Source organism: Microbacterium galbinum, from assembly GCF_023101185.1.
GTDB classification, from domain to species: domain Bacteria; phylum Actinomycetota; class Actinomycetes; order Actinomycetales; family Microbacteriaceae; genus Microbacterium; species Microbacterium galbinum.
Map to the genome: position 1 here is coordinate 241,722 of NZ_CP078077.1, position 25,130 is coordinate 266,851.

The 25,130-nt window shown below is 69.5% G+C and carries 18 protein-coding genes and 1 pseudogene; 6 read left to right on the top strand and 13 right to left on the bottom strand.

Annotated elements, in window-relative coordinates; all coding sequences use genetic code 11:
* Positions 1 to 72 precede the first annotated feature (72 nt).
* The 3 genes from KV396_RS01275 to KV396_RS01285 form a co-directional block, all read right to left on the bottom strand.
* A complete protein-coding gene (locus KV396_RS01275) occupies positions 73 to 1,821 on the bottom strand; it encodes a Na+/H+ antiporter (RefSeq protein ID WP_247956587.1) in 1,749 nt (582 codons plus the stop codon).
* A gap of 167 nt (positions 1,822 to 1,988) precedes the next feature.
* Positions 1,989 to 3,812 carry an ABC-F family ATP-binding cassette domain-containing protein gene (locus KV396_RS01280; protein WP_247956588.1) on the bottom strand — a complete coding sequence of 608 codons (1,824 nt, stop codon included), beginning with the start codon at positions 3,810 to 3,812 and terminating at the stop codon, positions 1,989 to 1,991.
* Positions 3,813 to 3,844: 32 nt separating this feature from the next.
* The gene (locus tag KV396_RS01285; RefSeq protein WP_247956589.1) at positions 3,845 to 5,536 is read right to left on the bottom strand and encodes an alpha/beta hydrolase-fold protein; all 1,692 of its coding nucleotides are present in this window, start codon (positions 5,534 to 5,536) and stop codon (positions 3,845 to 3,847) included.
* A 200-nt stretch (positions 5,537 to 5,736) separates the two neighbouring features.
* Between KV396_RS01285 and KV396_RS01290 the strand changes: the two genes are divergently transcribed.
* On the top strand, positions 5,737 to 7,146 hold the full coding sequence (locus KV396_RS01290) for an HNH endonuclease signature motif containing protein (RefSeq protein WP_247956590.1): 1,410 nt from the start codon (positions 5,737 to 5,739) through the stop codon (positions 7,144 to 7,146).
* Here KV396_RS01290 and KV396_RS01295 read toward each other — a convergent pair.
* From KV396_RS01295 to KV396_RS01305, 3 genes are read right to left on the bottom strand one after another with little or no spacing between them, the layout of a single operon-like run.
* Positions 7,092 to 7,529, bottom strand: coding sequence for a hypothetical protein (locus tag KV396_RS01295; protein ID WP_247956591.1), 438 nt, complete (start codon positions 7,527 to 7,529; stop codon positions 7,092 to 7,094). The two genes, KV396_RS01290 and KV396_RS01295, sit on opposite strands and share 55 nt — an antisense overlap.
* A 52-nt stretch (positions 7,530 to 7,581) precedes the next feature.
* Entirely contained in the window at positions 7,582 to 8,892 is a 1,311-nt protein-coding gene (locus tag KV396_RS01300) for a glycoside hydrolase 5 family protein (protein WP_247956592.1), read from the bottom strand.
* Positions 8,893 to 8,942: 50 nt separating this feature from the next.
* Positions 8,943 to 9,977: a LacI family DNA-binding transcriptional regulator gene (locus KV396_RS01305; RefSeq protein WP_247956593.1), complete on the bottom strand. Its 1,035-nt coding sequence runs from the start codon at positions 9,975 to 9,977 to the stop codon at positions 8,943 to 8,945.
* Positions 9,978 to 10,105: 128 nt separating this feature from the next.
* Between KV396_RS01305 and KV396_RS01310 the strand changes: the two genes are divergently transcribed.
* The 5 genes from KV396_RS01310 to KV396_RS01330 are packed head-to-tail and all read left to right on the top strand — an operon-like array spanning position 10,106 to position 16,799.
* Positions 10,106 to 11,389 (top strand): ABC transporter substrate-binding protein, encoded by a 1,284-nt coding sequence (locus KV396_RS01310; protein WP_247956594.1) that lies wholly within the window; start codon positions 10,106 to 10,108, stop codon positions 11,387 to 11,389.
* Between the two features lie 17 nt (positions 11,390 to 11,406).
* Positions 11,407 to 12,339 carry a carbohydrate ABC transporter permease gene (locus KV396_RS01315; RefSeq protein WP_247624873.1) on the top strand — a complete coding sequence of 311 codons (933 nt, stop codon included), beginning with the start codon at positions 11,407 to 11,409 and terminating at the stop codon, positions 12,337 to 12,339.
* 19 nt (positions 12,340 to 12,358) lie between these two features.
* Positions 12,359 to 13,210, top strand: a complete 852-nt coding sequence (locus KV396_RS01320) for a carbohydrate ABC transporter permease (RefSeq protein WP_247634290.1) — start codon at positions 12,359 to 12,361, stop codon at positions 13,208 to 13,210.
* Complete coding sequence (locus KV396_RS01325) at positions 13,207 to 15,525, top strand: glycoside hydrolase family 3 protein (protein ID WP_247956595.1); 2,319 nt, start codon at positions 13,207 to 13,209, stop codon at positions 15,523 to 15,525. Before KV396_RS01320 ends, KV396_RS01325 begins: the two co-directional genes overlap by 4 nt.
* Positions 15,513 to 16,799 carry a glycoside hydrolase family 125 protein gene (locus KV396_RS01330; RefSeq protein WP_247956596.1) on the top strand — a complete coding sequence of 429 codons (1,287 nt, stop codon included), beginning with the start codon at positions 15,513 to 15,515 and terminating at the stop codon, positions 16,797 to 16,799. Before KV396_RS01325 ends, KV396_RS01330 begins: the two co-directional genes overlap by 13 nt.
* Positions 16,800 to 16,883: 84 nt before the next feature.
* On the opposite strand, the gene KV396_RS01335 is transcribed toward KV396_RS01330, so the two are convergent.
* The 7 genes and pseudogenes from KV396_RS01335 to rsmA form a co-directional block, all read right to left on the bottom strand.
* Complete coding sequence (locus tag KV396_RS01335) at positions 16,884 to 18,002, bottom strand: substrate-binding domain-containing protein (protein WP_247634287.1); 1,119 nt, start codon at positions 18,000 to 18,002, stop codon at positions 16,884 to 16,886.
* A gap of 59 nt (positions 18,003 to 18,061) precedes the next feature.
* On the bottom strand, positions 18,062 to 19,417 hold the full coding sequence (mmsB, locus tag KV396_RS01340) for a multiple monosaccharide ABC transporter permease (RefSeq protein WP_247634286.1): 1,356 nt from the start codon (positions 19,415 to 19,417) through the stop codon (positions 18,062 to 18,064).
* A pseudogene (gene mmsA, locus KV396_RS01345) lies at positions 19,414 to 20,895 on the bottom strand (multiple monosaccharide ABC transporter ATP-binding protein); the annotation flags it as partial. The gene mmsB and the pseudogene mmsA, both read right to left, overlap by 4 nt.
* Before the next feature lie 192 nt (positions 20,896 to 21,087).
* The gene (locus KV396_RS01350; protein WP_247624880.1) at positions 21,088 to 22,119 is read right to left on the bottom strand and encodes a LacI family DNA-binding transcriptional regulator; all 1,032 of its coding nucleotides are present in this window, start codon (positions 22,117 to 22,119) and stop codon (positions 21,088 to 21,090) included.
* A gap of 113 nt (positions 22,120 to 22,232) precedes the next feature.
* Positions 22,233 to 23,165: a 4-(cytidine 5'-diphospho)-2-C-methyl-D-erythritol kinase gene (locus KV396_RS01355; RefSeq protein WP_247634285.1), complete on the bottom strand. Its 933-nt coding sequence runs from the start codon at positions 23,163 to 23,165 to the stop codon at positions 22,233 to 22,235.
* Positions 23,166 to 23,169: 4 nt separating this feature from the next.
* Positions 23,170 to 24,237: an L-glyceraldehyde 3-phosphate reductase gene (mgrA, locus tag KV396_RS01360; protein ID WP_282185363.1), complete on the bottom strand. Its 1,068-nt coding sequence runs from the start codon at positions 24,235 to 24,237 to the stop codon at positions 23,170 to 23,172.
* Positions 24,234 to 25,094 carry a 16S rRNA (adenine(1518)-N(6)/adenine(1519)-N(6))-dimethyltransferase RsmA gene (rsmA, locus tag KV396_RS01365; protein WP_247634284.1) on the bottom strand — a complete coding sequence of 287 codons (861 nt, stop codon included), beginning with the start codon at positions 25,092 to 25,094 and terminating at the stop codon, positions 24,234 to 24,236. The genes mgrA and rsmA overlap by 4 nt, the downstream gene beginning before the upstream one ends.
* Positions 25,095 to 25,130 lie beyond the last annotated feature (36 nt).

The window sequence follows — 25,130 nt, forward strand, 5'->3', positions numbered from 1 at the left end:
ACACAGCGTCACCGGGCCCGACGGCCGCGCGTGTCGGGCCCGTACGGAGCGCGTCGTCTCCTCCGACGTCGGTCAGTCGAACTCCTCGATCCCCTGCAGGCGCACCTGCTCGAGGTCGAGGCGGGCGGCGATGCGCCGCACCACGATGTCATCGACGGTGCCGGAGCGGCGCAGGCCGATCAGCACCTCGCGCTTGCGGTCGAGGAGAGCGAGCTTGAGCCGGGTGTGCTCCTCGTGGCGCACGAGGGGCGAGCGCTGCAGCACGTCGACGTCGGTGGAGGTCGCGATCATCTGCAGGGTGGTGCCGTCGACGGCATCCGTCACTCCCCCGACGCCCAGTGCATCGTCGAGGGCATCGGATACCGGGGCGCCGGGCACCGTCGTGTCGGGGGCGTCGAGCAGGGCGTCGAGTTCGCGCGCCTCGGCGTCGACGAGCGCCTGCTCGCGGGCCAGCGCCTTCGCGTTGGCGAGCTCGAGCATCTGGTATCCCTCGGAGCGCACGCGATCGCGCACCTCCTGACCGATGCCGTGCTCGGCGGCGAGATCATCGAGCGCCGAGAGCGCGGCGCCCGAGATCGCTCGTTCGGCGAGCTCGTACTCCTCCTGCTCGGCGTGGTCGACCGGCATCCGCGCCCAGCGCACGACCGCCGGCAGCAGCGGGCCCTGCACGAGCAGGCTGAGGAGGATGACGCCGGCGGTCACGAACACGACCTCGTCACGACCCGACGACCCCTCGGCGAGACTCGTCGGCACCGACAGCGCGATCGCCAGCGACACCGCGCCGCGCATACCGGCGACGGTCGAGACCACGCGCGACCGGGCGCGCAGACCGCGCGGCGGTCGGGTGGCGGGCCGTTGGAAGAACCCGGTGAAGAACTGGAAGAGGTAGCGCACGACCACGAGTGTCGCCCAGACGGCGATCGAGGTGAGCACGAGCCAGCCGATCATCGCGGCCGAGATCTCGTGGACGACGTACTGCACCTCGAGACCGATGAGGATGAACAGCGCGCCGTTGAGCAGGAACACCCCGAACGGCCAGACCGCGTCGGACTGGCGGCGGGAGGATGCCGTCGTCACGCGCGGCGAGACGTACGAGGCGATGAGTCCCGCGACGACCACGGCGAGCACGCCCGAGGCGTGGATCAGCTCGGCGACGAGGAACGCGGAGAACGGGATGAGCAGCATCGTGACGTTGATGACCGCCGTGCGATTCGACTGGCGCAGCACCAGTACGCCGAGCATCGCGATCACGACACCCGCGGCGATGCCGCCCACGTAGGAGACGAGCACCGTCCAGGTGACCGACCACGGGGTGACCTGGCCGCCGACGGCGAGCGAGACGGCGATGGCGTAGAGCACCAGCGCGGTGCCGTCGTTGGTGAGGCTCTCGGCCTTCAGCTTCATGAACATGCGCCGCGGCAGCAGGCGGCCGAGGGCCGCGACCGCGGTGGCGTCCGGCGGGGCGACCGCGGCACCGAGGATGAGGGCGATCTCCCACGGCATGCCGAACAGCACGCCGACGCCGGCGACCGCGAAGGCGGAGGCGACGACCAGGAGCGTGCTCATCGGGAGGATGTACCGGAAGTCGCGGCGGATCGACCGCAGCGACGTCGTCAGGCTCTCCCAGAACAGCATCACCGGCAGGAACAGCAGCAGCACGGTCTCGGGCGGCAGCTGCACCTCGCGCAACGCCGGCACGAAGCCGAGCAGAAGCCCGAAGACGACGAGCACCAGTGGGAGCGCCAGCCGCACCCGCGGTGCGATCAGAGTGCCGACGAGAATCGTGAGTCCGAGCAGGACCGTGACCTCGAGTCCTTCCATGTGTACCTCCCGGTGCCGCAGAATCGTGCTGTGCGACACCGGCCGGCGTCAGACCCCGCCCAGAGCACAGCGCGTCGCAAGGCAAAGGTATTCCCGCAGCACCGAGATCACCAGGTACTGACGGTCCCTGGTTCGCACGCCCGGTTCCGATGCGGGTCGGGCGGGCGTCAGCCGATCTGCTCGGTGAGCTCGAACCAGCGCAGCTCGAGCTCTTCGATCTCCGCCTCCTGCGCGCTGATCTTCGACATCTTCTCGCCGAGACCCGCGTAGTCGGCCTGGTCGTGCTCCGCGAGTGCGTGCTTGGCGGCATCCACCTGCTGCGTCAGCTTCTGGATGCGGCGCTCGAGGGCGGAGACCTCCTTCTGCGCGGTGCGCAGGGCGGCACCGTCGAGAGCGGATGCCGTCGACGCGGCCGTGCTCGTCGCGGCCTTCACCGCCTGACCCTTCTCGGCATTCGAGGTCTGGAGGTGGCGCAGACGCAGGTACTCGTCGACGCCGCCGGGCAAATGACGCAGGTGCCCGTCGAGGATCGCGAACTGCTGGTCGGTGACGCGCTCGAGGAAGTAGCGGTCGTGGCTGACCACGAGGAGGGTGCCCGACCAGGAATCGAGGAGGTCTTCGATCGCGGCGAGCATGTCGGTGTCGAGGTCGTTGGTGGGCTCGTCGAGGATCAGCACGTTGGGCTGGTCGAGGAGCACGAGCAGGAGCTGCAGGCGGCGCTGCTGGCCACCCGAGAGGTCCTTGACCGGCGTCGAGAGCTGGGCGGACGAGAAGCCGAGGCGCTCGAGGAGCTGCCCCGGCGTGAGGTCCTGCGCCTTCGAGCCGGCACCCAGCGTGTACGAGGTGCGCAGGCCCGAGATGATCACGCGCACCGGGTCGTTCCAGTACTGGTCGAGCTCGTCGAGGCGCTGCGTCAGCGTCTGCACCTTCACGGTCGTGCCGCGCTTGACGCGGCCGACCGTCGGCTCGACGGTTCCCGAGATCAGGCCCAGCAGCGTGGACTTGCCCGCGCCGTTCACGCCCAGGATGCCGGTGCGCTCGCCCGGAGCGATGCGCCATTCGACATCGCGCAGCACCGTCTTCTCGCCGCCGTCGACGGTCGGGTACGTCACGCCCACGTCGAGGAGGTCGACGACGTCCTTGCCGAGCCGCGACACGGCGAGCGACTGCAGCGATACCTTGTCGCGGATCTCCGGCACGTCGGCGATGAGCTCGTTGGCCGCGTCGATGCGGAACTTGGGCTTGCTCGTGCGCGCGGGGGCTCCGCGGCGGAGCCACGCGAGCTCCTTGCGGGCGAGGTTCTGGCGCTTCGCCTCGGTGGCGGCGGCCATGCGGTCGCGCTCGACGCGCTGCAGGATGTACGCCGCGTACCCGCCCTCGAACGGCTCGACGATGCGGTCGTGCACCTCCCAGGTCTCGGTGCAGATCTCATCGAGGAACCACCGGTCGTGGGTCACGACCATCAGGGCGCCCGAGTTGGTGGCCCAGCGCTTCTTGAGGTGCCCGGCGAGCCACGTGATCGCCTCGACGTCGAGGTGGTTGGTCGGCTCGTCGAGGGCGATGACGTCCCAGTCGCCGGCGAGGAGGCGGGCGAGCGAGACGCGGCGGCGCTGACCACCGCTGAGGGAGCCGATCTCGGCATCCCACGGGAGGTCGGTCAGCAGTCCCTCGATCACGTCGCGGGTGCGAGCGTCGCCCGCCCACTCGTACTCGGGGGTGTCGCCCACGACGGCCTGACTGATCGTGAGGTCGTCGGGGAGCGTGTCTGCCTGATCGAGCACGCCGATCGTGGTTCCGCCGCGCACCGTGACGCGACCCGAGTTCGGTTCCTTGATGCCCGCGAGCATGCCGAGCAGGCTCGACTTGCCGTCGCCGTTGCGGCCGACGATGCCGATGCGATCCCCCTCCTCGATGCCGAGCGTCACGGAGTCGAAGACGACCCTCGTCGGATATTCGAGGTGCAGGGCCTCGGCCCCCAGAAGATGTGCCATGTCACTGTCCAGGGTAACCGGGTGCGCGGGGGTCAGCGCACGCTGCTGCGTCGCCGGCGGGCGAGCAGCGCGGCCCCTCCGCCGAGGAGCACTGCGGCGCTCGCGGCGAGGGCGATCGGGGCGATGGCCCCGGCGTCCGCTCCCGTGTCGGCCAGGCGGTCGTCCGGAGCGGTCGCCCCGCCGGACGGGGCCGCGACGACCTCGACCGGCGCCCAACCGATGAGGGCGCCGTCGGTGGCGTAGACGGCGACGCGGTGCGCCCCGAGCGCGGCATCCGTCGGAACGATCGCCTGCACGATGCCGGCAGACGAGGCCGCGAGCGTGCCGAGGTGGGCGGGGTCGGAGAAGAGGTAGACGTCGACGGTTGCGCCCGCGAGGTCGGTCCCGAGCGAGAGATCGAAGGGCGCCCCCTGCGCGACGGTGGCCGGTGCGGTGACGGGGCCGCGGTTGTCGTCGGTGAGGTCGTGGGCCGACGGGGAGGCGGGCGCCTCCGGGGCGACCGTCACGGTGAGCGTGGCGGGCTCGGTCGCGGACTCGCCCACGGCGTTGGTGAAGACCGCGCGATAGCGGGTGCCGGAGGCGGATGCCGGGACGGCGTCGATCGAGAGGGTGGGGGCGGCGGCATCCGGGATCGTCACCCAGTCACCGGCATCCGGCAGCTGCGTCTGCCAGATCACCGTGGGTTCGGGGGTTCCCGTCGCCATGGCGGTGAAGGTCGCGGTCGCGCCCTCGGGGATCTCGGCATCCGACGGCTGCGTGACGATCTGCGGGGCGACGTCCTGCTGCTCCGGCAGGGAGGTTCCCGGAATGTCGGTGCCGGGCGCTGCGTAGATGAATCGCAGGCCGCGGCTGAACGCCGCTCCGATCACCGAGAGGTGGGTCTCGTCGTCGAAGACCGTGGCGCCCAGTTCGAGTCCGTCGTAGGCGCGGGCGGCGAGCGTGTGCGCGAAGCTCGTCATGTCGCTGGTCATCGGGAACCCTGAGGTCGTCTCCTCGAGCTCTCCGACCGAGAGGAAGACGCGCGCGTCAAGCGCGTCGTGCGTCTCGGCGTAGTCGGCCTCCATGTCGAGGATCGTGCGGTCGTCCCACCAGATCGATGGGCTCGCGATGACGAACCGGTGGAAGAGTCCGTCGTTGTGGAGCAGTGCATAGGTGGCGAAGAGACCGCCGAAGGAATGGCCCATGAGTGCGCGGTCGGCGGGGTCGGCTCGGAACTCGCTCTCGATCTGCGGGACGAGTTCGGATCTCAGGAAGTCGAGGAACTCGGGAGCACCGCCGGTGGGCACGTCGGCCGTGATCTCGGTCGGGGTGAGATCGAGCGTGCGGCGCACTCCGGAGGCCGCGAAGCCCTGGCCGGGGTCGTCGTACCCGATGCCGACGACCATCGTGCCCGGCGCGTTCAATCGGGCGGTCTCGACGGCCATCCCGAACTCGGCGTTCGCGTCGGTGACGTAGAGGACGCGGTACGGATCGCCGTTCTCGTCGTAGTTCGCCGGGAGGGCGACCGAGATCTTGTAGTCGCGGCCGGCGGCGGAGGTGGTCGTCCACGTCTGGACGTCGCGGATGAAGTCGTCGGGGCTTTCGGCCGAGGCGGCTACGGTGTGGGTGACGGGTGGGGAGGACGACGCGGGCGTGTCGGTCGCGGCGGCGAGCGCCAGGGTCGCGCCCGCCGTGAGTGCGATCGCGGTCGGGATGCCGAGCAGTCGGCGGAGGTCGAATCTCATGTCGTTTTCCCCTTCATCGGATGCCGCTGGATACCGCTGGATACCGCTGGTGGGAAGCCACGGTAGAGGTGGCTGCGCTCGTCGGACATGTGAGGTCGGCCCAGAGCTGCGGTGCGGCGCTGTGGGGAACCTCCGGTCCGATTGGCGACGATTCTTGGTCTATATGTTCGAATGTCGGTGGTCTGTGATGGGCTGTTCGCATGACGGAACTGCTCGACGCGACGGACTCCCAGACGGCGATGATCGCCGATCTGGTGGGCTCGGTGCGGGCGGTCGAGGAGACGATCGCTCGGCTGTCAGCCGTGCGCGACGGGATGCTCGCCGTCGCCGCTCGCGTCGCGGTCGACATCGCGCGGCAGGCGGCGCATCCCGATCACGGCGACATGGCCCTGCGGGCGGTGGCGGCGGAGATCGGGGCGGCAGTGCGGGCGAGCGACCGCACGATCGAGCGGCGGATGGACGAGGCATCGTGGGCGGTCGAGCGATTCGCCGAGGTGTGGGCGGCGCAGGGCGCGGGGCGGATCAGCGCCGCCCACGTCCGGGTCATCGTCGACGCGGGCGCACATCTGGACGACCCGGCCGATCGAGCGCGTTATGCGGCGCGAGCGGTGGAGGCGGCGGTGGTCGAGTCGCCGAACAGGCTGCGGCGGGTGGCGCGGCGGATCGCGGAGCAGTACCAGGCCCGCACGGTCACCGAGCGTCACCGCGACGCGCGGGAGTTGCGGCGGGTGTGGGTGAAGGACCTCGACGACGGGATGGCCGAACTCGGGATGCTCGGGCCCGCCGTCCTCGTCCACGGAATCCACGACCGGCTGACGCGCATGGCGCGGACGATCACCGTGGAGAACGGGCGGGCCCGGAAGGCGGCGAAGGGGACCGCCCCGGACATCGACTCCCCCACCGACACGGACCGCGACTCCGACACCCGCACGACCGATCAGCTGCGCGCCGACCTGCTCGCCGATATCGCACTCACCGGCGCTCCGACCGGGCACGACACCGAGGCGGGACTGCTCGGCGAGATCCGCGCACGGGTCGAGGTCACCGTCCCCGTCTTCACCCTCATGGACGACGACAACGGCGGCCACAACGGCGGCAGCGCCTCCGGCGCACCCCCGGCAGAGCTCGACGGCCGCTCCCCCATCGACACCCGCACCGCACGCCTCCTCGCAGGCGACGCGACCGGATGGGAACGGGTGCTCACACACCCGATCACCGGCGCACTCCTCGCCGTCGACCGCTACCGCCCGTCGGATCAGCTCACCCGACACCTCCGGGCTCGTGATCAACGCTGCCGCTTCCCCGGCTGCAACATCGCCGCACGACGATGCGACATCGAGCACACCCACGCCGCGTCCGACGGCGGTGAGACCTGCGCCACCAACCTCGCGCACCTCTGCCGACGACACCACACGCTCAAACACCACTCGCTCTGGCGCGTCCAACACCGACGCCCCAGGGAGGACGACGTCGGGCTCCATCTCGTAGGCGGAGGAGCAGATCAGACCATCAGAACCACCGGCGATCTCGTCTGGACCAGCCCGACCGGAACGACCTACATCGACCGCCCGCCTGAGCAGAACACGGTCAGGTTCACCGACAGCCGGTGAATCGCCCTCCGGCGCGATGCCGTCAGGCGCGGTGCCGTCAGGCGCGGTGCCGTCAGGCGCGGTGCCGTCAGGCGCGGTGCCGGCAGGCGCGACACCGTCAGGCACGATGCCGTCAGGCGCGATGCCGTCAGGCGCGATGCCGTCAGGCGCGATGCCGGCAGGCGCGACACCGTCAGGCACGATGCCGTCAGGCGCGATGCCGTCAGGCGCGATGCCGTCAGGCGCGATGCCGGCAGGCGCGATGCCGGCAGGCACGACGCCGTCAGGCACGATGCCGTCAGGCACGATGCCGTCAGGCGCGATGCCGTCAGATGCGCTGCCCTCCGGCCCTCCGGCGAGATGCCGTCAGCCACGACGCCGTCAGGACCGGTCCCGTCAGGCACGACGCCATCAGGCATGATCCCGTCAGGCACGATCCCGTCAGGCACGACGCCGTCAGGCGCGCTGCGCGACCTCGACGACGGTGTCGATTCCGCGAGTGGCGAGGGATGCGGCATCCTGAGCGGTGCGCGAGGTGACCACGGTCACGGGCTCGCCCTGCTCCCGCAGCTCGTGCCAGCGCTCGAACACCCGCCCGCCGGGGGCGAGGTCGGTGCGCGAGAGCGGAAGGTCGTCGGCATCCACGTCGATCACCACACCCACGGTGCGCGGCATGACCGGAGAGTCACCGGCACCCGCAGCATCCGCCCGCGCCTGAGCGACCAGCTCCGCGAACCGCCGACCCAGCGGCTTGACGACGTTCTCGGTGTCGAGCAGTCCGAGCGAGTACTCGAGATCCTTGTAGTCCCCGAGTGAGCGCGATACGTCATGCGAGCACCACCACGTGATGCCGTAGAGGCCCTCGGTGGTCAGCGCCGCCTCGACCGTGCGCGTGGCGAACTCGGGCATCTCGTCGTCGGCGAGATTCATCGACGGCGCACCCACCTCCTGCAGCCACACCTTGCGCTGCGGATCGGTCGCGAACGCCTTCGAGAGCTCGATCATCCACTCGGCGTGGCGAACCGACGGCGACGAGAGGCCGCCGTAGCGCGCCGCGGTGCCGTTGAAGATCCACGAATGCACCGTCGTGACATCACCGAGACGGGACGCGTGCTCGGGCAGGAAGGGATGCCCGTCGCGGTACCAGAGGTGGTCGTTCTCGCTGTGCGCGATGAGGTGGCGCGGATCACGATCGCGCGGCGCCCCCAGCAGGCTCTCGAGCCAGTGCGTGATCTGCGCGCTCTCGGCGGGCATCGCGGCGGGGTTGGGCAGCTGGAACTGATTGAGCTCGTTGCCGAGCGTCAGACCGATGAGGTTCGGCTTGTCGCGCACAGCGTCGTAGACCGCGGCGACGAGCGCCGCCTGCGCCTGGATCGCCTCCTCGTCGGTGAACATGTTGCCGTCGTGCCAGTTGACCAGCCACGCCGGCACGAAGTCGAAGCCCGACATGTGGCCCTGGATGACGTCGACAGCGATGTCGAGCTCGAACTCGGCCGCGATGTCGGCCACGAGAGCGATGTCGTCGAGCGCCTTGCGGCGGATGAGCGTCCGGTTCGGCTGCAGCACGGGCCACAGCGGGAACACCCGCACATGATCGAGCCCCAGCCCGGCGAGCGCCTCGAAGTCCGCGCGCACGACATCGGCGTCGATCCCCATCCACTGGAACATCCAGTCCTGGGAGGGGGTGTAGTTCGCCCCGAAACGCGGTGTTTCGAAACGCGGTGCTTCGAAACGCGGGGCATCGGAGCGCGGAGTGTTGTCAGTCACTGATCTGTGGTCCTTCTCGATCGTGGGCAGGAAGTCTCGGGGATCGGGGATCATGCATCCGTCGGCGCGGGGCCGCTCGATTCGCGCACGATCAGGCGCCGCGCCGACACGCTCTGCGACCCGACGTCCTCTCCGCTCACGAGCTGTGCGAGCAGCGCCACCGCGGTGCGAGCGCTCTCCTCGACCGGGGCGTCGAGCGCGGTGAGCCGCGGGCGCACCAGGCTCGAGACCCAGGAGTCCTCCCACGCGATCACCGACAGCTGCTCGGGCACGCGCACACCGATCTCGGGCGCATGCGCGACGATCTCGGCCGCGAGGGCCTCACTGTCGACGAGCAGGGCCGTCGTCGCTTCGGCGCGCGCCAGCAGATCGGCCACCGGATCGGATGCCGCGCGATCCCAGCGCAGCACGAGCGAGGTCATGCCGCGCTTCTCTGCGGCATCCACGAACCGACGATCACGATCGCGGGCGTGCACGAGACCGGGCGAATCGCTCACGCGCGCGACGGCGCAGTGGCCGAGACCGTGAAGGTGCTCGAGCACCTCCTCGTACGCGGCATCATCATGCACGGTCACGGCCGGCACGGCGTCGTCGACCGGCGCTCCGAGCAGCACGGCGGGTGCGCCGAGCTCGCGAACGAAGCCGATGCGGGGGTCGTCGTCGCGGAGGTCGACGAGCAGGAACGCATCCACTCGCTGCTCGCTCCACCACTCGCGGTACACGCGCTCCTCGTCGTCGGCGCGCACGAGGGTGAGCGAGAGCGACCATCCGATCTCGGCGAGCGGTTCGGTCAGGCCCGCGATCAGCCGCATGAAGAAGGGATCGCGCTCGAACGTGTCACCCGAGCGGGCGATCACGAGACCGAGGCTGCGTCCACCCTGACCGCTCACCTTGCGGCTCGCGTAGTTCGGACGCCAGTGCAACTCGTCGGCCGCCTGACGGATGCGCGCGGCCGTCGCCGCAGACACGTTGGGCCGTCCGTTGAACACGTGCGACACGGCGGAGGGCGACACCCCGGCGCGCGCGGCGACCGCTGCGATCGTCGCGCGGGCGGGCTTCTTCTCGTTCGTCACCTTCTCGCTCACACCACCGAGATTAGGGTGTTGACCCTCCGTTGTAAAGCGGTATACATTAATCGCACGTTGACGTGTACCGCTTTACAAAGCGCGCCGCGACACATCCATCCGTAGCACTGCAGCTCTCAGGAGGGCTCATGACCGAAGGCATCAGCAGGCGCACCTTTCTCGGGGCGGTGATCGGAGGGGGCGTGATGATCCCCCTGCTCACCGGATGCGGCCCCCTCATGCCGACGTCCAGCGCGGCGGGCTCGATCTCCGTGCACACCCAGCTCAGCGGCGCCGTCTCGGGCGCCCAGGTGTTCTCGGACGTCGTCGCCGCCTACTCGCGGGCGAACGATCGTCCCGTCGCCCTCCTCAAGAACGGCTCCGACCTGCCGATCGTCTTCGAGACCAGCTCGCTGGCCGGCAAGGAGGCCGACATCGCGATGGTCAACCTGCAGGGCCGCACGCTCTCGTGGACCCGCCTCGGTGCCACCATCCCGGTGCAGGATCTGCTCGACGAGTGGGGCCTGCGCGACAAGATCATCCCCGAGGCGCTCGAGGAATGGACGGATGCCGAGGGCAACCTGCGCGCCTTCCCGTTCACTCGCACCAACTGGCCGGTCTCCTTCAACACGGGGCTCCTCGACGAGGCCGGCGTCGGCATCCCGACGACCTCGGACGAGCTGATCGCCGTGGCCGACGCACTGCGCTCGAAGGGCATCGGCCCCGTGACCGTCGGCGGCTCCGACTGGAGCGGCCAGAAGATGTTCCTGCAGATCCTGCAGGGCTTCCTCACCCGCGACGAGGCGAAGAAGGCGTTCTCCTCCGGCAAGCTCTCGGAGTTCCCGGGCGCCGTGGCCGGCGTCGAGCACTTCGTCGAGCTGCGCGACGCGGGCGTGTTCGTCGACAACGTGCAGGGCTACACGTCCGACTCCGAACTCACCCAGTTCAACACCCGCAAGGCGGCGATCGTCCCGGCGATGTCGTCGGCGCTCGCCCTCGTGCCCGCCGAACGCGCTGCCGAGGTCACGGTCGGCGGCTGGCCCGCCCCGTCGCGCGGCGGCGTCGTCGCCCATCCCACCGTCATCCAGAGCTTCAACGGCCACGGCATCTGGATCAGCGCGAACGGCGCCGAGAAGCTCGACCTGCTGAAGCCCTTCATCCAGAACCTCTACACGCCCGAGGTCACGAGCGAGTTCATCCTCGGTTCCGGCCGCGACATGAGCCGGATCACCGATGTGGTCAGCCGCGACTTCCCCCTCGTCGCACAGGCCTCCCAGCTCACGACCGATCAGGTCACCCCGGTGATGCTGCCCGACCTGCTCATCCCCGACGCCGTCTTCGAGCCGATGATCCGCGCGACCGCGATGGCCTACGGCCGCGCCTCCGCCGACCAGATCATCGACACGTTCGAGAAGGCCTACGCCGCGGCCTGAGGGCCCGAGAGGACACCATGACCGCGCTCGCCCCCGCCCCCACCACCGAACAGCTCGTCACCGCCCTGCCCCCGAACCGACGCCCCCGTCGCTCGTCGTTGCGCGAGCGGTTCCCCGGCCTCGCCCTGCCGGCGCTCATCTGGTACGCCGTGTTCATGATCGGCCCCGTGGTCGCGATCTTCGTGATCTCGTTCCTGCGCTGGCCCGGCATGCTCGAGACGCCGACCTTCGCGGGCTGGGACAACTTCCGCGCGGTGTTCGCCGATGCGACCTTCTGGGCCGCACTCGGCAACTCCGCCATCCAGATCGTCGTCGGCCTGCCGATCATGATCATCCTCGCGTTCCTGCTCGCGTTCTACGTCGTGCAGAAGCCGCGCGGTCACCGCGTGCTCCGCTACCTGCTCTTCATCCCGGCCCTCATCTCCGCCCCGGCGACGGCGATGGTCTTCTACGCCATGCTCAACCCCGACGGCCTGATCAACGGCATCCTCGCTCCCCTGGGCCTGGGAGGGAACGCCTGGCTGGCCGACCCGAGCACGGCGCTCGGCGCGATCATCGCCGTCGAGCTCTGGAGCGGCATCGGCTACTCGGCGGTGCTGATCGCCGCGCGCCTCGACGGCGTCGACACCGAGATCGTGCAGGCCGCCCGCGTCGACGGCGCCGGAGACTGGCGGGTGGCGTGGCGCATGTACTGGCCGATCGCCCAGGACTTCATCGGCGTCGTGACGATGCTGCAGTTCCTGTCGCTGCTGTTCAACTCGGCCCAGACCGTGCTGCTGCTCACCCAGGGCGGCCCCGGCACCTCGACCATGACGCTGTCGTACCTCATCTACAGCAAGGCGTTCGTCGAGACGAACCTCGGCTACAGCCAGGCCGTCGGCGTCATCCTGTTCATCCTCGGACTGCTCGGCATGTGGCTGATCCGCCGCACGCTGCGCGCGACCCACTGACCGGACGAAGGAGCATCCCATGGCATCACGCACCGTCCTCCCCCTCCGCGACCGGGTCGGATCGATCACGAGCGGCACGCTGGCCTGGCTGTACGCGGCCATCCTGATCATCCCCTTCTACTACTTCATCGCGTCGTCGTTCAAGACGAACGAGGAGATCTTCGAGTCGCCCCTCGCGCTCCCCACGAGCTGGGACCTCTCGAACTTCACCACGGCGCTGCGCCAGGCCGATCTGGGCCTCGCCGTCGCCAACTCCGCCCTCACGACCGTGGCCGCGCTGATCCTGACGCTGCTCCTCGCGCTCCCCGCCGCGTTCGCGCTGGCCCGTGCCACCGGCAGGATCGGCCGCATCATCGAGACCGTCTTCAGCCTGGGCTTCCTGATCCCCTCGTTCGCCGCGCTGTTCCCTACCTTCCTGCTGGCGGCATCGCTCGGCCTGTTCCACACGCGCACCTTCGTGGTGCTGCTGCTCCCGGCGACCGCGCTGCCACTGTCGATCGTCATCCTCACCGCCTTCATGCGCACCATCCCGCGCGAGCTCGAAGAGGCGGCGTCGATGGACGGCGCGACGACGCTGCAGGTGCTCCGCCAGGTCTACCTGCCGATCTGCATCCCCGGTATCGCGACCGTGCTGCTGCTGAACTTCCTCTCGTTCTGGAACGCGTACCTGTACCCGCTCATCCTCATCGGACCCGACACCGCCCAGCGCACGATCCAGGTGGCGCTGCCGACCCTCAAGGTCGACGCGGGAACCGACTACGGTGTGCTGATGGCCGGAACCCTCCTGACCCTGCTGCCCGTCTATCTCGTCTACACCGTGCTGCAGAAGCAGATGCAGAAGGCGCTGGTCTCCGGGGCGATCAAGGGATGACGGGCTCTGCACATCTGCCCCTGCGCGAGCGCGTCGGCCAGATCAATCAGCGTCTCAAGGGCTGGGAAGCGGTGCGCTGGGTCGACGGCGCACCCCGCATCACCGACGTCCTGCGCCGCGAGGTCGACCGCTGGGGTGGGATCGGCGCGATCTACGGCGTGCTGCGCGCCGACCCGTGGTCGCAGGTGCGGTGGAGCAACGGCATCCCGCCCGAGCGCAGCGCCGAGGCCTATCGGGCCGTGCAGGAGTACATCGTCACGCACGGCGGGGGCCTGCCGACGCTGTTCGTCGAGGAGGTGCCGCACGGGCTCATGGCCCTCGGCGGCACGACCCTCCCCGTCAACCTGGCCCTCGGCGCGGGTATGGATCCCGCCCTCACCGAAGAGCTCGCGGTGCACGTCGCCGCCGAGACGCGCCTGCGCGGCACGCACGTCGCGCTGGTGTCGGGACTCGACGTGCTGCGCGACCCGCGCTGGGGCCGCGCCGAAGAGTGCTTCGGCGAGGATCCGGCGCTCGCCGCCCTGCTCGTCGAGGCGACGGTGCGCGGGATGCAGGGCACGGATGCCGCGGCTGCAGCATCCGTGATCGCCCCCGACCGCGTCGCCGTCGTCGCCAAGCACCTGGCGGCGCAGGGCGCGGGCATCGGAGGCCGCAACGGCTCCGGCGCACCGATCGGGCGCCGGGAGCTGGGCGAGATCCATCTGCGTCCGGCTTACGCCGCCGCCCGGGCCGGAGTCGCCGGCTTCATGGCCGCGTACAACGACATCGACGGCATCCCCTGCAGTGCGAATCGTGAGCTCTTGACCGGCACGCTGCGCGAGGGGTGGGGCTGGGACGGCCTCGTGATGGCCGACGGCACGGCGATCGATCGTCTGCGCGACAGCGCCCCCGATCCGGCGACGGCCGCGGCGATCGCTCTCGACGCGGGTGTCGACCTCAGCCTGTGGGACGAGGCCTTCACGCACGTCGAGGAGGCCGTCGATCGCGGCATCCTCGACGAAGGGGTCGTCACGCGGGCCGCCGACCGCGTGCTCGCGCTCAAGCGCCGCCTCGGTCTGCTCGGGGAAGCCGACGTGCCGGCCGCGATTCCTGCCGACCCCGAGCGCGAGCGCGCGTTCCTCTCCCTCGCCGCGCGTGCCGCCGCCCAGTCCGTCGTCGTCGTGCACGACGCGGGGGCGCTCCCGCTTCCGGCTGCCGGAGATCACGCGGACGCCGGCCCCGTGATCGCCCTCCTCGGACCGAACGCCTCGGACCTCGACGCCCAGCTCGGCGACTACACGCCCCCGCGTCCGGTCCCCGACCCGACCTCCTCCACCGTGCACTCCGCACTCGTCACCCGATACGGCGCGGAGCGGGTGCGCGTCGCGCAGGGCTCCACGCATCGCGGCGAACTCTCCGATCCCACCCGCGCCCGGGATGCTGTGAGCGCAGCCCTCGACGGCGCCGACGTCGCCCTCGTGGTGCTCGGCGGTACGAGCCGCCGCAGCTACGACGACGAGTTCGCCGACAACGGCGCGATCGATGCGCCGGCACCCGACACCACCAATGGCGAGGGCGTGGATCTCGCGCACCTCGGGTTGCCGGACGCGCAGCTCGCCCTGCTCCGCGCCGCACGCGCCTCGGGGGCACCACGGGTGATCGCGGTCGTGATCGACGGGCGCCCGCGCCCGCTCGACGACGTCATCGCGCTCTCGGATGCCGTGATCCTCGCGCCCTTCCCCGGTCCCGGCGGTGGAGAGGCGATCGTCACCGCCCTGACCACCGGTGTCGGCGGAGGCCTGCTGCCGGCGACGCTCCCCTCCGCCGACGGAGTGCTGCCGGTCGCGCACGACGAGCGCCGCGAGACGGCGCGCGGCTACCTCGATGCACGCCACCCCGCCGGAGTGCTCTTCGGCACCGGCACACCGTCGACGGTCGAGGTCCGTCTGCGCCCCGCTGCTCCCGGCGAGTCCCCCACCATCCCGGCCGCCGGCCTGGGCAGCGGCGAGCGTGTCACGGTCCTGATCGACGTCGCGAACGCCTCGGCATCCGAGATCTCCCTCGCCGTTCCGCTCTACGGGCGGCGGCACGAGCACGGCATCCGTCCCCGACGTCGGACGCTGCTGGCGGTGACCCGGGTGACCGTCGCAGCGGGCGGCCGCACCACGGCCCCGGTCGACCTCGGACTCGACGCGCTGGGCTCCTGGGCGAGCGGGCGACCCGAGGCCCTGCCCGCTGAGATCCTCGCGTGGACGGCATCCGTGCACGATCCCACCCACGACGCGATCACGATCCGCATCACCGACGAGGAGGGCCGCACCGGATGGACGAGCTGACGGCGTTCACGCCCGATGTCCGCACGCGGAATCTGATCGCGGACGCCGCCGACGGCGTGCGGCGCACCAGTGGTGAGCGCATCGGCGACCTCGTGGAGGCCGCCCTGCTGCGCACCCTCACCGAGACGGTGGGTATCGACCAGGAGGGACGGGTGTTCATCATCACCGGCGACATCCCGGCGATGTGGCTGCGCGATTCCACGACGCAGCTCACCCCGTACCTGCGCTTCCTCGACCGGAGTCCGCAGCTCGCCGACCTGGTCGAGGGGGTGGTGCGTCGGCAGTTCGGATTCCTCGCGCACGACTCCTACGCCAACGCGTTCAACGACGGCCCCACCGGCGCCCACTACGACCCGGACGACGTCTGCGACGACCCCGAGGTCTGGGAGCAGAAGTACGAGGTCGACAGCCTCTGCTACCCGCTCTCGCTGGCCCACACGCTCTGGCGCAGTACAGGGCGCACCGCCGTCTTCGACGAGCGCGTGCACGCGGTCCTCCGCACGATCGTCGATCAGCTCCGTGCCGAGCAGCACCACGAGGAGTCCGCCTACCGGTTCGAGCGCGACACCCCGATCCCCACTGAGACGCTCCCCCGCGGCGGCCGCGGCTCCGCCGTCGCGCACACGGGGATGACCTGGAGCGGATTCCGCCCCTCGGACGACGCGTGCACCTTCGGGTACAACGTTCCCGCGAACCTCTTCGCCGCCCAGGCGCTGCGCGCCCTCGCCGAGATCGCTCGCGAGGTGCTCCACGACGAGGTGCTCGCCGCTGACGCGCTCGCCCTCTCCGCCGAGTTGCGAGCCGGTGTGAGTGCGCACGGCATCATCGACGGGCCCGACGGCGAGCCGATCTACGCGTACGAGGTCGACGGCCTGGGCGGCGCGCTCGTCATGGACGACGCGAACACCCCGTCCCTGCTGTCGCTCCCGCTGATCGCCCCCGAGGTGATCGACCGTGAGATCTGGGAGGCGACGCGTCGCGTCGTACTGAGCCCCGCGAACCCGTACTGGTTCGCGGGCACCGCCCTCCGCGGCATCGGCAGCCCCCACACCCGCGAGCGGCGCGTCTGGCCGATCGCCCTCGCCGTCGAGGGGCTCGTCGGCACTCCGGACGACCGCATCCGCCTGCTGCGCATGATCGCCGAGACGGATGCCGGCACCGGGCACGTGCACGAGAGCATCGACGTCGACGATCCCGCCGTGTTCAGCCGCCCGTGGTTCTCGTGGGCGGAATCGATGTTCTGCGAGCTCGCGCTGCAGGTCGCCGCGGACTGAGCGCCCCTGCGCACTCGCACACCCGCGAACGCACGAACCGCCCGGGTCGGATGACCCGGGCGGTTCGTTCAGCACAGAAGGTGCTTACTCGTACGACTTCACGATCTCGAGCAGGCTCGGGACGTTCGCGTACGCGTCGGCAGCGTTCTCCTTGGTGACGATCAGCGGCTCGAGGAGGTACGCCGGAACGACCTTCGCGCCGTTGTCGTACTGCTCGGTGTCGTTGACGTCGACTTCTTCGCCCTTCTGGAGCTGCTCGACCATCTTGATGGTCTGCGCAACGAGGAGCGAGGTGTCCTTGTTGATCGTGGAGTACTGGATGCCCTCCATGATCGACTTGACGGACTCGACCTCGGAGTCCTGACCCGTGACGACCGGAACCGGCTTGCCGGCCTGCTGCACCGAGGTGATGATGGCGCGGGCGAGGGTGTCGTTCGGGGACAGGACGCCGTCGAGGACGGTGTCACCGCTGTACGAGCCGGTCAGGAGCGTGTCCATGCGGTTCTGGGCGTTCTCCGCGAGCCAGCCCTCGGTCGCGGTCTGGGCGATCGCGGTCTGACCCGAGACCACGTTCAGCGTGCCGTCGTCGATCTTCGGCTGGAGGACGTCCATCGCACCGTTGAAGAACACGGCCGAGTTGGCGTCATCCGGCGAACCCGAGAACAGCTCGATGTTGTACGGGGCCTCGTGACCGGCGCGCTCGGCGAGGCCGTCGAGCAGAGCCTGGCCCTGGAGCTGGCCGACCTTGAAGTTGTCGAACGCGACGTAGTAGTCGACGGCCTCGGTGTTCTCGATGAGACGGTCGTACGCGATCACCTTGGCGCCGGCATCCTGAGCCGCCTGCACCTGCGTGGCCAGCTGCTTGCCGTCCTTCGCACCGATGATGATGACCTTGGCGCCGTTGGTGACCATGGCCTGGATCTGGTTCTGCTGCTCGGCGACCGTGTTGCTGGCCGGGGCGTACTGCACGTCGGCCTTGAAGCCGGCCGACTCGAGTCCGTCCGTGAACAGCTTTCCGGCGAGCACCCAGTTCTCCGACGTCTTGTCGGGGAGTGCGACACCGATCGTCGAACCCGCCTCGAAGCCGCTGGTGGCCTCTTCGCCGCCGGATCCGGTGTCACCGCCGCGCTCCGATGAGCAGCCGGTGAGGGCGAAGGCGCCCGCGACGACAAGCGCTGTCGCCGTAACAAGGATCTTCTTCATGTGATCTCTTTCTCTGGTGTGTGAAGGCCTGAACGCGCGTGGGCCACGCGATCCGACCCCTACTTTCCGCTCGTCTTGTCGACGGGTGGGGCTTGGTAGGTCTTGTTGGGCTCGAAGGTCTCGGTGGCGGGATCCACCTGACGCCCGAAGCGGCGCGTCATGAAGCCGATGAGCGAGGGGCGGCCCTGCTGCTTGTTCCACACGTCGATACCGACGGCGAAGAGGAGCACGATGCCCTTGATCATGGAGACGACGTCGGCGCCCTGGCCGAGCAGTGCGAGGCCGTTGTTGAGGAACGCCATCACGAGACCACCGATGATCGATCCGATCACGGTGCCGATACCACCGGCGACGGCCGCGCCACCGATGAAGACCGAGGCGATCGCGTCGAGCTCCCACCCGGTGCCGTCGTTCGGGCCGGAGGCCTGCGAACGGGCAACGAAGATCATTCCGGCGAGGGCGGCGAGCACCGACATGTTCATCATGACGAAGAAGTCGACCCAGCGGTCCTTCACACCCGACAGCCGTGCGGCCTGGCGGTTGCCACCGACGGCGTAGATGTGACGGCCGAAAACGGTCTTGCTCGTGACGAAGGTGTACAGGATGACGAGGGCGAGGAGGATCAGACCCGGGACCGGGAAGCTCGTGCCCGGACGGCCGGTCGCGAACATCCACGCGGCGACGAGCACGACGACCGACAGGAGCACGACCTTGGTGATGCTCACCCAGAGGGGCGCGCTCTCGGAGCCCATCTTGTGCTGGACGCGGCGGGTGCGGATCTCGAAGAACACGAGCCAGGCGACCGCGACGAGCGCGAGGAGCATGGTCGGCACGTTGAACGGCAACGGCAGGCCGATCTCGGGCAGGTAGCCGGTGCCGATGATCTGGAAGCCCTTGGGGACCGGGATGGTCTGCGCATCGCCGATCCACTGCTGAGCACCGCGGAAGAGCAGCATGCCCGCGAGCGTCACGATGAACGCCGGCACTCCGACGTACGCGACCCAGAAGCCCTGCCAGGCGCCGACGGCGGCACCCACGGCCAGGCCGAGCAGGATCGCGAGCGGCCAGGGGAGGCTCCAGTCCTGCATGGACTTCGCCACGATGATGCCGGTGAACGCCGCCACCGAGCCGACCGACAGGTCGATGTGCCCCATGATGATGACCATCACCATGCCGATCGCCAGGATCAGGATGAACGAGTACTGGTTGATGACGTTGATCAGGTTGCCCGAGGTCAGCGTCGCGCCGTTGGGCCCGTTTCGGATGAGCGTCAGGATCTCGAACAGCACGATGATGACGATCAGGCTGCCGAGGATTCCGAACTGGCGCAGGGTCGAGGTGCCACCGCCGCCGAACATCTTGGTGATGTCCTTGAAGTGGAACCCGCGCTTCGCGGTCGTGGTGTCGGTGGTCATGCGGATGCTTTCTGGGTAGCGGAGGTCATGCTGCGCATGAGGGCCTCGGGTGTCGCCTGGTCGGCCGGGATGCAGTCGGTGACCCGACCTTCGAAGACGGTGTAGATGCGGTCGCAGATGCCGAGCAGCTCGGGCAGCTCACTGGAGATCACGATGACGCCCTTGCCCTGCGCCGCGAGCTCGTTGATGATCGCGTAGATCTCGTACTTCGCTCCGACGTCGATGCCGCGGGTGGGCTCGTCGAGGATCAGCAGGTCGGGGTCGGTGAACATCCACTTGGCGAGGACGACCTTCTGCTGGTTGCCGCCCGACAGCTTGCCGACGCCCTCCTCGACCGAGGGGGTCTTGATGCGCAGCGCCTTGCGGTACTGCTCGGCGACCGCGAACTCCGCACGGTCGTCGACGACGCCCCGCTTGGTGATCTTGGAGAGCTTGGCGGCGACGACCGATCGCTTGATCGTGTCGAGCAGGTTGAGGCCCAGCACCTTGCGGTCCTCGCTCACGTAGGCGAGGCCGTGCTTGATCGCCGAGGCGACGTCGGGCAGCGAGATCTCCTGGCCGTCCTTGACCATGGTGCCGCCGAGGAACGTGCCGTAGGAGCGTCCGAACATGCTCATCGCGAACTCGGTTCGCCCGGCGCCCATGAGTCCGGCGATGCCGACGACCTCACCACGGCGCACGTTGAGGCTGGAGCCCTTGACGACCATGCGCTCGGAGACGGTCGGATGCTGCACCCACCAGTCCTTGACCTCGAAGAACACCTCGCCGATCTCGGGGGTGCGGTCGGGGTAGCGGCTCTCGAGCGAGCGACCGACCATGCCGCGGATGATGCGATCCTCGTTGATCTCGCCGCGCGAGATGTCGAGGGTCTCGACCGTGCGGCCGTCGCGGATGATCGTGATCTCGTCGGCGATCTGCTCGATCTCGTTGAGCTTGTGGCTGATCATGATCGACGCGATGCCCTTGGCCTTGAGGCCGAGGATCAGGTCGAGCAGGTGCTGCGAGTCGTTCTCGTTGAGCGCGGCGGTCGGCTCGTCGAGGATGAGCAGCTTGACGTCCTTGTTGAGCGCCTTGGCGATCTCGATGAGCTGCTGCTTGCCGACGCCGAGGGTCTTGATCTGCACGTCGGGGTCTTCGTTGAGACCCACGCGGGCGAGCAGCTCGGTGGCGCGCTTCGTCTGCGCCTGCCAGTCGATCGTGCCGAAGCGGCGGATCTCGTTGCCGAGGAAGATGTTCTCGGTGACCGAGAGCTCGGGGATGAGCGCGAGCTCCTGGTGGATGATCGCGATGCCGGCGGCTTCGCTCGCCGCGATGTCCTTATAGCGCTGCTCTTCGCCGTAGAGCAGGATCTCTCCGTCGTAGGTGCCGTACGGGTACACCCCCGACAGCACCTTCATGAGCGTCGACTTCCCGGCACCGTTCTCGCCGCAGATCGCATGGATCTCGCCGGCGCGGACAGTGATCGAGACGTCGGCGAGAGCCTTGACCCCCGGGAACTCCTTGGTGATGTTCTTCATCTCCAGGATCGGGCCAGACACGGTAGGCAACGTTGCTGTGGTGCTCACGGATCTTCCTCGCGACGTGCGGTCACCTTCGATGTGACCGTTCACATTGGTACATACAACTCCGGCATACCGGGCCTGTCAAGTCCGGCGCGGATTTTCGTGTCGCTACCGTGACCTGCGCGGCGCGTGGGGCCCCGCGGACTCGCGATCGCGCACCGTGGTCTGGATCGGACCGAACTCCGGAGCCTGCTCTCCGCGGATCTGCGCGAGCAGGATCTTCACCGCGCGACGGCCCAGTTCGGGGAAGTCCTGGTGCACCGTGGTGAGGGTCGGTGCGACGTGCGCGGCCACCGGAACGTCGTCGAACCCGACGACGCTGATGTCGTCGGGTACGCGCACCCCGGCATCGCGGAACCCGTGCATGAGTCCGATCGCCATGAGGTCGTTCGCCGCGAACACCGCCGTGAAGTCGCGCCGGCGCGACAGTTCCTGCCCGGCGAAGTAGCCGAAGTCCGCGGTCCAGTCGCCGCGGATCGGCGGGAAGGTCGGCAGATCGGCCTCGCGCAGGCCGTCGAGGTATCCGCGCATGCGCGACTCCGCCTCGATCCAGTCCTGCGGGCCGGCCAGATGCAGGATGTCGCTGTGTCCGAGGCGGATGAGATGCTCGGTCGCGGCTCGCGCCCCGGCGACCTGATCCGCCGACAGACTCACCCCGTCCGACCCCGACGCGGTCTGCAGCGTGACGAACGGGAAGTCGACCGCCATCCCCCGCAGCACGTGGAACACGCGCACCTGAGGGGCGAGCACCACGATTCCGTCGACCTGTTCGCGCGCGAGCTGGCGCACGGCGCTGCCGATCGCCTCCGGGGTGGTCGCCGCGAGGTTGAGCGTCGAGACCGAGTACCCCTCCTCGCGAGCGGCATCCTCGATGCTCGCGATCGACGAGGTCGGCCCGAACTCCCCGATCGTGGCCGAGAGCACGCCGAGCATGTTCGATCTGCTCGTGACGAGCGCACGGGCGGCGAGATTCGGGCGGTAGTCGAGCACCGAGATCGCGTCGAGCACCTTCGCCTTCGTCTCGGGGCGGATGCTCGGATGATCGTTGAGCACACGGGAGACGGTCTGATGCGAGACCCCGGCAAGACGGGCGACATCGCGGATGCTGGGCATCCGGGCGCGCTCGGAGGCAGTGGACATCACGGCCTCCTTGCATGTGCACCCTTATGTGCACGGTCACATCGTACGTACATTATGACCCTGAGCGCACGAAAGCGCCTAGCGCGGGAACGGAGCGCGGGTCGGGAATCGGGTCAGACCAGGATGCGTGCGCCCGGCACGGGGCCGTGCACGTGCAGCGCTTCGCGACCCGCCTGCTGCAACGCCGTCTGCACCGCCTGTGCGGACTCCGGGTCACCGCACAGGAGGGCGACCGTGGGTCCGGAGCCCGACACGATGCCGTGGAGCGCACCCGCGCGGATGCCGCGCCGGATGGTCTCCTCGAGGTCGGGACGCCGGTGCACCGCGGCCGCCTGCAGATCGTTGTGCAGGCTCGCCGCGAGCTGCACCGCATCGCCCGACCGGAGCGCCTGCAGCACGGGGATCGGCACGTCGAGGCTCAACGGCGGATCGTCGGCGAGCGCCCCCTGCTCCTCGCGGAGCAGGTCGAGCTGCTCGTACACGACGGGGGTCGAGAGGCCTTCGTCGCTGGTGACCAGCACCCAGTCGAACCGGCCGCGGGCGAGCGCGGGGTTGAGCTGATCGCCGCGCCCCGTGCCGACGGCGGTGCCCCCGTGCAGGGCGAAGGGCACGTCGGCCCCGAGCCGCGCAGCCAACTCGTGCAGCCGCGCGGGCGAGAACCCGGTGCCCCACAGCGCATCGCACGCCACGAGGGCGGCTGCGGCATCCGCCGATCCCCCGCCCATGCCGCCGGCGACGGGCACGCTCTTGCGGATCTCGAGCGCCACTCCCCCGTGGTAGTCGGCGGCGGCGGCGAGCAGCTTCGCCGCACGCATCGCGAGGTTGCGGTCGTCGAGCGGAACGGCATCCGCGTCCACCGCTCCCCTGACCGTCACCGAGAAGTCGTCCGCCGCCCGTGCGATCACGTCCTCGTACAGCGACACCGCCTGGAAGACGGTCGCGAGGGCGTGATACCCGTCGTCGTGGCGCCCGCCGACCCCGAGGAAGACGTTGATCTTCCCCGGGGCGCGGACGTGCACCCGTTCGACGGACGCGGCAGAGCTCATCGGCTCACAGCTCCGAGGACTTGGCCCACAGGTTGACGTCGACCTTGCCCGAGAGGGAGTCGATGCGGGCGAGCTGCTCGGAGGTGAACTCCGGACCGTTCACCGCGGCGATGTTCTCGTCGAGCTGCGAGACGCGCGAGGCGCCGATCAGCGCCGAGGCGACGACCGGGTTGCGCAGCGTCCACTGCAGGGCGAGCTGGGCGAGCGACTGTCCGCGCTCCTTCGCCACCTCGTTCAGATCGCGCAGGGTCTGCACGGCCTCGTCGCTCAGACGCCCCTCGGGCAGCGAGCCGCGCTTCTGCGCGCGATCGGCCGTGCCGTCGCCGAGGTACTTGTCGGTGAGCAGGCCCTGGGCGAGTGGGGTGAACGCGATCGCGCCGAGGCCGTTCTGCGTGAGGGTGTCGTCGAGGCCGTCCTCGACCCAGCGGTTGAGGATCGAGTACGCGGGCTGGTGGATGACGAGCGGGGTGCCCAGCTCCTTCGCGACGGCGACGGCCTCGGCCGTGCGCTCGGCGCTGTACGAGGAGATGCCCACGTAGAGCGCCTTACCCTGGCGGACCAGGGTGTCGAGCGCTGCGACGGTCTCGGTGATCGGGGTGACCGGGTCGACGCGGTGCGAGTAGAAGATGTCGACGTAGTCGAGGCCCATGCGCGTGAGCGACTGCTCGGCGCTCGCGAGGATGTACTTGCGGCTCGCGAAGTCTCCGTAGGGCCCGGGCCACATGTCCCACCCGGCCTTCGACGAGATGATGAGCTCGTCGCGGTACGGGCGGAAGTCCTCGGCGAAGATGCGACCGAAGTTCTTCTCGGCCGAGCCGTAGGGCGGGCCGTAGTTGTTGGCGAGGTCGAAGTGCGTGATGCCGCGGTCGAACGCGTGGCGCAGCAGTGCGCGCTGGTTGTCGAGCGGGATGTTGTCGCCGAAGTTCCACCACAGGCCGAGCGAGATCGGCGGGAGGTACAGGCCGGACGAGCCGACCTGGCGATAGGCGAACTCGCTGTAGCGGCCTTCGGCGGCGGCGTACGGGCGGTGCAGTTCGGGGACGTTCGGGCTGAAGCGGGGGGAGTCGGTCACGGTGCCAGATTAGTCGTTGCGGCCTGCGCGGCGATCCTCTGATAGTCATCGACCGTAAGATCCTCGCCCCGGGCGGTCGGCGCGACACCGGCGGCGGTCAGGACCTCGGATGCCGCGGCCGAGCTGCCGAAGATCCCCGACAGCGCCTGGCGCAGCATCTTGCGGCGCTGGTTGAACGCGGCATCCACGATCTGGAACGTGCGGCGGCGCTCGTCCTCGCTCCCCCGCTCGCCCTCGGACCGGTCGAAGCCGACCAGCAGGCTGTCGACGTTGGGCACCGGCCAGAAGACCTGGCGCGAGACGTTTCCGCTGAGCTTCCACTCGCCGTACCAGGCGGCCTTCACGCTCGGGGAACCGTAGATCTTCGATCCCGGCTTCGCGGCGAGACGCTCGGCGACCTCGGCCTGCACCATCACGACGCCGCGCTGCAGGTACGAGAAGTTCTCGAGGAAGTGCAGCAGCACCGGCACCGAGACGTTGTACGGGAGGTTGGCGACGAGCACCGTCGGCTCTCCCGGCAGCTCGGTGATGCGCAGGGCATCGGCATCCACGACGGTCAGCATGCCCTCGGGAACGCCGCGCTCCGCAGCCGTCTGCGGCAGGCGGGCGGCGAGCCGGTGATCGATCTCGACGGCGGTGACCTTCGCCCCCGCTTCGAGGATCGCGAGCGTCAACGACCCGAGGCCGGGTCCGACCTCGACGACCCGCTCCCCCGGCTGCACGCGCGCGGCGTGCACGATCTTGCGCACCGTGTTGGCGTCGACCACGAAGTTCTGGCCGAGCTTCTTGGTGGGGGTGACGTCGAGCTCGGCGGCGAGGCGGCGGATCTCGGTGGCGCCGAGCAGGGTGACGGTCATTGCTCCATTCTCCCCTACGGCGGACGATGTCCCCGG

Bases quoted from the DNA above. Each gene is read 5' to 3' on its own strand.
- KV396_RS01285 (WP_247956589.1), bottom strand. From the start codon at position 5,536: ATGAGATTCGACCTCCGCCGACTGCTCGGCATCCCGACCGCGATCGCA.
- rsmA (WP_247634284.1), bottom strand. From the start codon at position 25,094: ATGACCGTCACCCTGCTCGGCGCCACCGAGATCCGCCGCCTCGCCGCC.
- KV396_RS01315 (WP_247624873.1), top strand. From the start codon at position 11,407: ATGACCGCGCTCGCCCCCGCCCCCACCACCGAACAGCTCGTCACCGCC.
- KV396_RS01325 (WP_247956595.1), top strand. From the start codon at position 13,207: ATGACGGGCTCTGCACATCTGCCCCTGCGCGAGCGCGTCGGCCAGATC.
- KV396_RS01330 (WP_247956596.1), top strand. From the start codon at position 15,513: ATGGACGAGCTGACGGCGTTCACGCCCGATGTCCGCACGCGGAATCTG.
- KV396_RS01355 (WP_247634285.1), bottom strand. From the start codon at position 23,165: ATGAGCTCTGCCGCGTCCGTCGAACGGGTGCACGTCCGCGCCCCGGGG.
- KV396_RS01290 (WP_247956590.1), top strand. From the start codon at position 5,737: ATGACGGAACTGCTCGACGCGACGGACTCCCAGACGGCGATGATCGCC.
- KV396_RS01335 (WP_247634287.1), bottom strand. From the start codon at position 18,002: ATGAAGAAGATCCTTGTTACGGCGACAGCGCTTGTCGTCGCGGGCGCC.
- KV396_RS01350 (WP_247624880.1), bottom strand. From the start codon at position 22,119: ATGTCCACTGCCTCCGAGCGCGCCCGGATGCCCAGCATCCGCGATGTC.
- mmsB (WP_247634286.1), bottom strand. From the start codon at position 19,417: ATGACCACCGACACCACGACCGCGAAGCGCGGGTTCCACTTCAAGGAC.
- KV396_RS01280 (WP_247956588.1), bottom strand. From the start codon at position 3,812: ATGGCACATCTTCTGGGGGCCGAGGCCCTGCACCTCGAATATCCGACG.
- KV396_RS01320 (WP_247634290.1), top strand. From the start codon at position 12,359: ATGGCATCACGCACCGTCCTCCCCCTCCGCGACCGGGTCGGATCGATC.
- KV396_RS01310 (WP_247956594.1), top strand. From the start codon at position 10,106: ATGACCGAAGGCATCAGCAGGCGCACCTTTCTCGGGGCGGTGATCGGA.
- KV396_RS01275 (WP_247956587.1), bottom strand. From the start codon at position 1,821: ATGGAAGGACTCGAGGTCACGGTCCTGCTCGGACTCACGATTCTCGTC.